This window comes from Streptomyces sp. NPDC029466 (genome assembly GCF_055574515.1).
On sequence record NZ_JBVHZH010000015.1, the window covers coordinates 92,123 to 103,177 of the forward strand.

Here is an 11,055-nt window from a genome sequence, read left to right on the forward strand (position 1 = left end):
TCGGTCTCCGGCTTGCGCATCAGGAGAGTCCGAGTTCGTCGTTGATGAACGCGAAGACCTCGTCGGTGCTCGCCGCTTGGAGCCTGTCCTTGACATCGGTCGGGCCGGCCGTGGACCGCCGGTCCTCCCAGGCTTTGGTGAGGGCCTGCAACCGGCTGGTGATGGAGGCTCCGGCGCCCTCGTCCGGGGAGAGGGCGGCGAGGGCGCCCGCCAGCCGTTCGAGTTCGCCGAGCACCACGGCGGCCGGATCGGCGGCCTCGGGGGCCAGCGTCTCCTTGAGGTGCGCCGCCAGCACGTCCGCGTTGGGGTAGTCGAAGACCAGCGTGGCGGGCAGCCGGAGTCCGGCGGCCCCGTTCAGCCGGTTGCGGAACTCGACCGCGGTCAGCGAGTCGAAGCCCATTTCGTTGAACGCCCGGCCCGGTTCCACCGCGGCCGGCGAGCCGTGGCCGAGGACGGCCGCGGCCTGCTCCCGGACGAAGTCCAGCAGGACGCCGTCGATCTCCTCGGCGGTCAGGCCGGTCAGCCGCTGGGTGAAGTCGTCCGCCGAGCGGGTTGCCGCCGCCACCGTCCGCCGGGCCGGTGTCCGCACCAGCCCGCGCAGCAGTGGTGGTACGGCCTCGGCGGGGGCGCCGCGGAACACCGAGACGTCCAGCCGGGCCGGCAGCATCGCCGGTTCGTCGGCCCGCAGTGCCGCGTCGAAGAGCGTCATGCCCTCTTCCGTGGACAGCGGGGGCATTCCGGCCCGGCTCATCCGCCGGACATCGGCCTCGCCGAGGTGCCGGGTGATACCGCTGGTCTCCGTCCACAGGCCCCAGGCCAGCGCGGTGGCGGGCAGCCCGTTGGCGCGCCGGTGGGCGGCCAGCGCGTCCAGGAACACATTCGCCGCCGCGTAGTTGCCCTGCCCGGCGCCGCCGAAGGTGCCGGCGGCGGCGGAGTACAGGACGAAGGCGGCGAGGTCCTGGCCGGCGGTGAGCTCGTGCAGATTCACCGCGGCGTCCACCTTGGGCCGCAGCACCGTGTCGAGCCGTTCCGGGGTCAGCGAGCCGATCACCCCGTCGTCCAGGACTCCGGCGGTGTGCACCACCGCGGTCAGCGGACGGTCGGCGGGGATGCCGGCGAGCAGTTCGCGCAGCGCCGTGCGGTCGGCCGCGTCGCAGGCGGCGATCTCCACCTCGGCGCCGAGTGCCCGCAGTTCGCTCTCCAGCTCCGGTGCGCCGTCCGCCGACCGGCCGGTGCGGCTGGTCAACAGGAGGTGCCGGACGCCGTGTTCGCGTACCAGGCGCCGGGCGGCCAGTCCGCCGAGGGTGCCGGTGCCGCCGGTGACGAGGACCGTGCCCCGTTCGTCGAGGCTCTCCGGCATGGTCAGCACGATCTTGCCGGTGTGCCGGGCCTTCGCGAGGTACCGGAAGGCGTCCGGAGCACGTCGGACATCCCAGGTGGTGACCGGGATCGGCCGCAGCGCACCGGAGTCGAGCAGGCGCACCACCTCCCGGAGTACCTCGCCGACCCGCTGCGGACCGGCGCCTGCCATCAGGTCGAAGGCCCGGTACTCCACACCGGGGTAGGCGGCCGCGACCTCCTCGGGGGTACGCACATCGGTCTTGCCCATTTCCAGGAACCGGCCGCCGCGGGGCATCAGACGCAGCGAGGCGTCCACGAACTCGCGGGCCAGCGCGTCCAGGACGACATCCATACCGCGGCCGCCGGTCGTACGGCGGAACTTCTCCTCGAAGTCGAGGTCACGGGAGGAGGCGATGTGCTCCTCGTCGAGACCGCTCGCGCGCAGGGTGTCCCACTTCCCGGCGCTGGCCGTGCCGAAGACCTCAGCGCCGAGGTGCCGGGCCAGCTGTACGGCGGCCATGCCGACACCGCCGGCCGCGTTGTGTACCAGCACCGACTCCCCGGCCTGGAGTCCGCCCAGTTCCACCAGGCCGTAGTAGGCGGTGGAGAAGACGATCGGCACCGAGGCGGCCCGGACGTAGGACCAGTCGTCGGGGATCCGCGCCAGCATCCGGCTGTCGGTGATGGCCACCGGTCCGAACGCGCCGGCGAACATGCCGATCACCCGGTCGCCGGGGGCGAAGGCGGTGACCTCGGGGCCGACTTCGAGGATGACGCCGGCCGCTTCGATGCCCATGGCCGCCTTCTCCGGGTACATCCCGAGGGCGATCATGACATCACGGAAGTTCAGCCCGGCCGCGCGCACCCCGATCCGGACCTCGCCGGGGACCAGGGCACGGTCCGCGTCCGAGGGCACCAGCGCGAGGTTGTCGAACGTACCGGCGCTGGTGACATCCAGCTTCCAGGCCGGGCCCCGGGCCGGTGGCACCAGCGCGCCGCCGGAGGCGAGGGACGCCAGCCGCGGGGTGCGCAACTCACCTTTACGCAAGGCAAGTTGCGGTTCGCCGGAGCCGAGCGCCGCGGCGAGCAGCTCCGGGCCGCCCGAACCGTCCGAGTCGATCAGGACGATCCGCTCCGGGTTCTCCGACTGCGCGGACCGGAGCAGGCCCCAGACCGGGGCGGCGGCGAGATCCGCGATGCCCTCGTCGGCGTGCACCGCGACCGCGCCGCGGGTGACCACGGCCAGTGTCGTGTTCTCCAGGCGGTCGTCGGCCAGCCAGTCCCGGGCCAGCTCCAGCATCCGTCCGCTCAACTCCCGTATCGCATAGGGGAGTTCGTCGGAACCGGTGTCGCCGGTGCAGGGGACGAGTACCACCTCCGGCGCCGAGGTGCCACTGTCGAGCGCGGTGGTCAGCGCGGCCAGGTCGGCGTACCGAACGGCCTGCTCCGGTGCCTCGTCGAGCGTTCCGAGGGTCGCCCAGCCCGTGGTGCCGGCGGGCTCGGCGGCGACCGCCGGCCAGTCGACCCGGTACAGCGAGTCGGGCAGGGACGGCGCCGCGACCGTGGCGGCCGGGTCCTGCCTGCGCAGGACCAGGGACTCCACGGTGGCGACCGGGGTGTTCGTCTCGTCCGCCGCGGCCACCGAGACGGCGTCCGTACCGGCCGGTGCGATCCGCACCCGCAAGGTGGCGGCGCCGGCCGCGTGCAGCGTCAGACCGCTCCAGGCGAACGGGAGCCGTGCGCCCCCTCCGTCGGTGAAGAAGGAGCCCAGCCCGGCCGCGTGCAGTGCGGCGTCCAGCAGGGCGGGATGCAGCCCGAAGGAATTGGCGTCCTCGGCAGCCGCCTCGGGCAGTGCGACCTCGGCGAAGACCTCCTCGCCACGCCGCCAGGCCGCCCGCAGGCCCTGGAAGACCGGGCCGTAGTTCATGCCGGCCTCGGCCAGCCGCGGGTAGTAGTCCGCGGTGTCGACGGGCTCGGCGCCGGCCGGGGGCCAGGCGGTTTCGGCGAACGCGCCGGGGGCGCCGGCGGGAGCCAGGACACCGGTGGCGTGCTGGGTCCAGGTCTGCCCGGTGGCGTCCGACTCCGGCTGGGAGTGCACGGTCAGCGAGCGGCGGCCGTCCTCGTCCGCGGCGCCGACCACGAGCTGGAGCCGGACCGCGCCCCGTGCGGGCAGCGCCAGGGGCGCCGCCAGCGTCAGTTCCTCCAGCAGGCCGCAGCCGACCTCGTCACCGGCGCGTATCGCCATCTCGACGAACGCGGTGCCGGGCAGCAGGACCAGGTCGCCGATGGCGTGGTCGGCGAGCCAGGGGTGGCTGTGGGTGCCGATCCGCCCGGTGAACAGGATCTCGTCGGCTCCGGCCACCGCGACGGCGGCGCCGAGCAGCGGATGACCGGCCGCGCCCAGTCCGGCGGCGGTGACATCACCGGCCGTACCGGAGGGCCGCGGCCAGTACCGCTCGCCCTGGAAGGCGTAGGTGGGCAGGTCCACCCGCCGCGCACCGCGTCCGGAGAAGAAGGCCGTCCAGTCGACCGGGACGCCCCGCAGCCGCAGCCGGGCGAGCGCGGTCACCGCGGCCCCGTCCTCGGCGCGGTCCCGGCGCAGCGTCGGCACCAGCACGGTGTCCTCGCCGGTCACACACTCCTGGCCCATGCCGGACAGCACACCGTCCGGGCCGACTTCGAGGAAGGTCCGCACCCCGGCGGCCTCCAGGGCCCGCACCCCGTCGCAGAACCGCACCGCACCGCGGACATGGCCGACCCAGTAGTCCGGCGAGCAGGCCTCCTCCGCGGTGAGCGGCCGGCCGGTCACGTTGGACACGATCTCCATCCGCGGTGCCCGGAAGGTCAGCCCGGCCACGGTCCGCCGGAAGGCGTCCAGCATCGGTTCCATCAGCGGGGAGTGGAAGGCGTGGCTGACCGCCAGCCGCTTGGTGGTGACCCCCGCGGCGGCGAGGGTTTCCGCGACCTCCAGTACGGCCTTCTCCGCACCCGAGATGACCACGGAGGCGGGGCCGTTCACGGCCGCGATACCGACCTCGTGCTCGCGCCCGGCCAGCAGTGCGGTGACCTCGTCCTCGGTGGTGCGGACCGACACCATGGCGCCCTCGGCGGGCAGTTCCTGCATCAGCCGGCCGCGCGCGGCGACCAGGGCACAGGCGTCCGGCAGCGACCACACCCCGGCCACATGGGCCGCGACCACTTCACCGATGGAGTGGCCGACCAGCCGGTCGGGGCGGACGCCCCAGGACTCCAGCAGCCGGTACAGGGCGACCTCGACCGCGAACAGGGCGGCCTGGGTGTATTGCGTGCGGTCCAGTAACGCGGCGTCCGGGGAGCCGGGTTCGGCCCAGACGATCTCCCGGAGCGGGCGGGGCAGCCACCGGTCCAGTTCGGCGGCGGCCTCGTCGAAGGCCCGCGCGAAGACCGGGTAGCGGCGGTGGAGTCCGGCGCCCATGCCGACCCGCTGGGCGCCCTGGCCGGTGAACATCACCGCGAGCGCACCGGTGGTGGCCGTGCCGGTCACCACCTCGGCCCCGGCGGCACCGGAGGCGAGCGACGCCAGTCCGCGCCGGAGGTCGTCAAGGTCCGTACCGATCACCGCGGCCCGGTGTTCGAAGGCCGACCGGGAGGTGAGCAGCGACCAGGCGATGTCGGCGGGCGCGGGGTCCGGGACGGCCGTGAGGTGCTCCGCGAGCCGTGCGGCCTGGGCGGCCAGCGCCTGCGGGGTCTTGCCGGAGAGCACCCACGGGAGCGGGCCGTCCGCCACCGCGTCGTCCACGGGAGGCGCCGGAAGGTCCGGTGCCTGCTCCAGGATCAGATGGGCGTTGGTGCCGCTGAAGCCGAAGGAGGACACCCCGGCCCGCCGGGGCCGGTCCAGTTCGGGCCAGGTCCGGGGCGCGGTCACCAGTTCCACCGCGCCGCTGGACCAGTCCACATGGGTCGAGGGCGCGTCCACGTGCAGGGTCTGCGGCAGCATCCCGTGCCGCATGGCGAGCACCATCTTGATCACGCCGGCGACCCCGGCGGCGGCCTGGGTGTGCCCGATGTTCGACTTCACCGAACCGAGCCACAGCGGCCGGTCGGCCTCGCGCTCCGCCCCGTACGTGCTGAGCAGGGCCTGCGCCTCGATGGGATCGCCGAGGCGGGTGCCGGTGCCGTGCGCCTCCACCGCGTCCACCTCGGAGGCTTGGAGACCGGCGGCGGCCAGGGCCTGCCGGATCACCCGGGCCTGGGAGGGCCCGTTGGGCGCGGTCAGCCCGTTCGAGGCACCGTCCTGGTTGATCGCGGAACCCCGGACCACGGCGAGCACCGGATGGCCGTTGCGCACCGCGTCGGAGAGCCGCTCGACGAGCAGGACGCCGACGCCCTCGCCCCAGTTGGTGCCGTCGGCGCCCTCGGCGAAGGCCTTGCACTTGCCGTCGGGGGCCAGTCCGCGCAGCCGGCTGAACTCGATGAAGGAACCGGGGGTGGTCATCAGCGTCACCCCGCCGGCCAGGGCCAGCGAGCACTCCCCCGACCGCAGGGCGGCGGCCGCGAGATGCAGCGCCACCAGCGAGGAGGAGCAGGCGCTGTCGATGGTCATCGTGGGGCCTTCGAGGCCGAGGGCGTAGGCGACCCGGCCGGACATCACGCTGTAGCTGGTGCCGGTGCCCAGGAACCCGTCGGGCCCCTGCCCGGCACCGGCCAGGACACTCATGTAGTCGTTGCCGTTGGCGCCGACGAACACGCCGGTGTCGGTGCCGTGCACGGTCGCCGGGTCGATCCCGGCGGTCTCGATGGCCTCCCAGGCCACTTCGAGCAGCAGCCGCTGCTGCGGGTCCATCGAGAGCGCCTCCCGCGGGCTGATCTCGAAGAAGCCGGCGTCGAATTCGGCCAGACCGTCGATGAACCCGCCGTGCCGCACATAGCTGGCGCCGGCCTGGTCGGGGTCGCTGTCGTACATCCCCTCGGTGTCCCAGCCCCGGTCGGCGGGGAACGGAGTGATCCCGTCCCGCCCCTCGGCCAGGAGCTGCCACAGCTGCTCCGGGGTGCGTACCCCGCCGGGCAGCCGGCAGCCCATGCCGACGATGGCGATGGGTTCGTCGGACGCCGCGACGGTGGCCGGGGTGGCCGACGGGGTGCCGGCGGAGTCCGTGATCTTGTCCCGCAGATGGCGGACGAGGACCGCCGGGCTCGGATAGTCGAAGATCATCGTGGCGGGCAGGGTCAACCCCGACGCGGTGGTGAGCCGGTTGCGGAACTCCACCGCGCTCAGCGAGTCGAAGCCCAGATCCTTGAACGCCCGTGCCGGGTCGACGAGTTCGGGGCTGTCGTAGCCGAGGACGTCCGCGATCTGGGTGCGGACGAAGTCCAGCAGCGCCTTGTCCCGGTCGGCGTCGGTCAGCCCGGCGAGTTCCCGGCGCAGCGCCGAATCGGCGACCGCCGGGCCGTCACCCCCGCTCAGCAGACCGCGTGCCTCGGGCACCCCGGCGAACAGCGGGCTCGGCCGGGCGAAGGTGAAGCCGGGGATGAACCGGTCCCAGTCGACATCGGCGACGGTCAGACAGGTCTCGTCCTGGCCGAGCGCCGCGACCAGCGCGCTGATGGCCAGTTCCGGTGCCATCGCGGGCAGTCCGCGCTGACGGAGCTGGTCCTGTACGGCGGCGTCCTCGGCGAGGCCGCCCCCGCCCCAGGGGGCCCAGGCCACCGAGGTGGCGGTGAGTCCGCGGGCCCGGCGCTGTTCGGCGAGGGCGTCGAGGTAGGCGTTGGCCGCGCCGTAACCGGCCTGGCCGCCGCTGCCCCAGATCCCGGCGACGGAGGAGAACAGCACGAAGGCGTCCAGCTGCCGGTCCCCGAGAAGGGCGTCCAGGTGGGCCGCACCGGCGACCTTGGAGGCGAGGACCCCGTCGAGGTCCGCTTCGCCGAGCTCGGTGACCGGCACGACCGGCCCGCCGGTGCCGGCGATGTGCAGCACCGCCGAGGGGGGTTCGGGCAGGCCGTCGAGCAGCCGGGCGAGGCTTGCCCGGTCGGCCACGTCGCAGGCGGCGAGAGTGACCCGGGCACCCAACGCGGTGAGTTCCGCGACGAGTTCGGTGGCGCCGGGGGCGTCCGGGCCGCGGCGGCTGGTGAGCACCAGGTGCTCGGCCCCGTTGGCGGCGAGCCAGCGGGCGGACGCGGCGCCCAGCGCGCCGGTACCGCCGGTGATCAGTACGGTGCCGCGGGGCTTCCAGGGCGCGGCGTCCCGGTCGAGGCGGGCGCGGACCAGCCGGCGGGCGAACACCCCGGCCGGCCTGATCGCGAGCTGGTCCTCGTCTCCGGCGCCGCTGAGGACGGCGCAGAGCCGGGCCGCGGCGGTCCGGTCCAGTTCGGCGGGCAGGTCGATGAGTCCGCCCCAGCGGTCGGACTGCTCCAGGGCGACGGTCCGGCCGAGTCCCCATACCTGGGCGAACTCCGGCTCCCGCAGCGGGTCCGCCGTGCCGGTCGACACCGCCCCGCTGGTCACACACCACAGCGGCGCGCCGATACCCGCGTCGCCCAGCGCCTGTACCAGGGCCAGGGCGTCGGTCACCGTCGGCCGGGCCAGCACTCCGGCGATCTCGCCGTCGAGTGCCGCCAGGGCGGTGGCGAGTTCCTCGCGGCCGCCGCCGAGGGCGAGACGTACCACGTGGGCGCCGTGCGCGGTGAGTGCCTCCGCGACGGGGTCGTCCTCGTCCGGTCCGGCGAGGAGCCAGGTGCCGTTCAGCGCGGCGGCCCCGGTCGGCACCGGCTTCCAGGAGATCCGGTAGGCCCACTTGTCCACCGTGGACTCGTGCTCCTGACGCCGGCGCCAGGCGGACAGCGCCGGCAGGATCGTGCCGAGCGGCTGGTCCTCGTCCAGCTCCAGGGTGTGCAGCAGTGCAGGGAGGTCCTCGCGGGCGACCAGGTCCCAGAACCGGGCGTCGTCCGCGGCGGCCGGCCGGTCCGGCTCCCCCATGACCTCCGCTTCGTCCAGCCAGTACCGCCGCCGCTGGAAGGGGTAGGTGGGCAGCTCGACCCGCCGGGCTCCGGTGAGCAGCGGGTTCCAGTCCACGGTGGCGCCACGGGCGTACGCCCCGCCCACCGCCTCCAGCAGCGCCACCGGCTCGGTGCGGTTCTCGCGCAGGGCGGGCAGGAACCGGACGGTGTCGTGCCCGGGCAGGCAGTCCTGGCCCATGGCGGAGAGCACCCCGCCGGGCCCGAGTTCGAGGAAGGTGGTCACCCCGTCGGCGTGCCCGGCGAGCAGGCCGTCGTGGAAGCGCACCGCCTCGCGGACGTGCCGCACCCAGTACTCGGGGTCGCACAGTTCCTGGGCGGTGGCGAGCCGTCCGGTCACGTTGGACACCACGGGCATCCGCGGCTCGGCGTAGGTGAGGCCCTTCGTGACCGCGCGGAAGGCGTCGAGCATCGGTTCCATCAGCGGCGAGTGGAAGGCATGGCTGACCCGCAGCCGCTTGACCTTGCGGCCGCGCGAGGACAGTTCCGCGGCGATCCGGCCGACCGCGTCCTCGGCGCCGGACAGCACCACGGACTCGGGTCCGTTGACGGCCGCGAGACCGACCTGGTCCTCGCCCGCCAGCAGGGGGCGGACCTCGTCCTCGGTGGCCCGTACCGACACCATGGCGCCGCCGGACGGGAGTTCCTGCATCAGCCGGCCACGGGCCGCCACCAGGGTGGCGGCGTCCGTCAGCGACCACACTCCGGCCACATGGGCGGCGGTGATCTCACCGATGGAGTGGCCCATGAGGAGGTCCGGCGCCAGGCCCCAGGATTCGGTGAGCCGGTACAGCGCGACCTCAAGGGCGAACAGGGCGGCCTGGGTGTACTGCGTCTGGTCGAGGAGTTCGCTCGCGCCGTGCACGACCTCGCGCAGCGGCTTCGGCAGCCGGCCGTCGAACGCGGCACAGACCTCGTCGAAGGCGCGGGCGAACACCGGGTACGTCGCGTACAGTTCCCGGCCCATTCCGGGCCGCTGGGAGCCCTGCCCGGTGAACAGCACACCGAGCTTGCCGTCGGCGACGACATCGGCGACCACTCCGGCCGGGCGCCGTCCGGAGGCCAGGCCGCGGGCGGCGGACAGCAGTCCGTCCCGGTCGGCGCCGAGGACCACCGCGCGGTGTTCCAGCGCGGAGCGGGTGTTGACCAGCGACCAGCCGATGTCGGCCGGCGTGGCCTCCGGCCGGCCCTCGGCGAACGCCGCGATCCGGCCGGCCTGCGCGGCGAGCGCCTCCTCGGAACGTGCGGACAGCGCCCAGGGCACCGGCCCGGCGGCCGGCAACGGCTCTGCGGCGGACTCCGCCCCGGCCCCGGCGTCGGCCCCGGCCCCGTCGGCCGCCACCGCTTCGGCCTGCTCCAGCACCACATGCGCATTGGTGCCGCTGAACCCGAAGGAGGACACCGCGGCCCGCCGGGGCTGCCCGGTCCGTGGCCACTCCCGGGCGTCGGTGAGCAGCTCCACCGCACCGGCGGTCCAGTCCACATGGGTGGAGGGCCGGTCCACATGCAGCGTCTTCGGCAGCACGCCGTGCCGCATGGCCAGCACCATCTTCATGATGCCGGCGACTCCGGCGGCGGCCTGGGTGTGCCCGATGTTCGACTTGACCGAGCCGAGCCACAGCGGCCGCTCCCGGTCCTGCCCGTACGACGCCAGCAGCGCCTGCGCCTCTATGGGGTCACCGAGGGTGGTACCGGTGCCATGCGCCTCGACCGCGTCGATCTGGCCGGGGGCCAGTCCCGCGTTGACCAGGGCCTGTTCAATGACGCGCTGCTGGGCGGGGCCGTTCGGGGCGCTCAGCCCGTTCGAGGCGCCGTCGGAGTTCACCGCGGTACCGCGCACCACGGCCAGCACCGGGTGTCCGTTCCGCCGGGCGTCGGAGAGCTTCTCCACCAGCAGCACGCCGGCACCCTCGGCCCAGCCGGTGCCGTCGGCGGCGTCCGCGAAGGACTTGCACCGGCCGTCCGCGGCCAGCCCGCGCTGCCGGGAGAACTCGATGAAGGTCCACGGGGTGGCCATCACGGTCACCCCGCCGACCAGGGCCAGCGAGCAGTCGCCCTTACGGAGGGCGTGTCCGGCCAGGTGCAGCGCCACCAGCGACGACGAGCACGCGGTGTCCACGGTGATCGCGGGGCCCTCGAAGCCGAAGTTGTAGGCGACCCGGCCGGAGAGCGCGGAGCCGGAACTCGTGCTGCCGAAGTAGTCGTGGTACATGAGCCCGGCGAACACCCCGGTCCGGCTGCCGCGGAGGCTCGCCGGATCGATCCCGGCCCGTTCCAGGGCCTCCCAGGAGGTCTCCAGGAGCAGCCGCTGCTGCGGGTCCACCGCGGCCGCGTCCTTGGGGCTGATCCCGAAGAACGCGGGGTCAAAGTCGGCCGCCTCGTGCAGGAAGCCGCCTTCCTTCGCGTACGACGTGCCCTCGGCCCGGCCCGTCGGGTCGTACAGACCCTCCGTGTCCCAGCCGCGGTCGACGGGGAATCCGGTGATTCCCTCGCCACCGGAGTCGAGCAGCCGCCACAGGTCCTCGGGCGAGGCCACCCCGCCCGGGTACCGGCAGCTCATGCCCACGATGGCGAGCGGCTCATGGCTCTTCTCCTGGGCGTCCTGAAGGCGTTGACGCGTCTCGTAGAGATCGGCCGTCATCCGCTTGAGGTACTCGCGGAGCTTCTCCTCATTCGCCATCTGCTGCGGCCCTCCAGGTGACGCCCGCGACGTGTGCACGTGCC

The 11,055-nt window shown here is 74.0% G+C and carries 1 protein-coding gene; it reads right to left on the bottom strand.

All coding sequences use genetic code 11. From position 1 onward, the window contains the following. Nucleotides 1–19: 19 nt before the first annotated feature. The gene (locus ACZ4XD_RS14525) at nucleotides 20–11,050 is read right to left on the bottom strand and encodes a type I polyketide synthase (RefSeq protein WP_468041956.1); all 11,031 of its coding nucleotides are present in this window, start codon (nucleotides 11,048–11,050) and stop codon (nucleotides 20–22) included. Nucleotides 11,051–11,055: the final 5 nt, after the last annotated feature.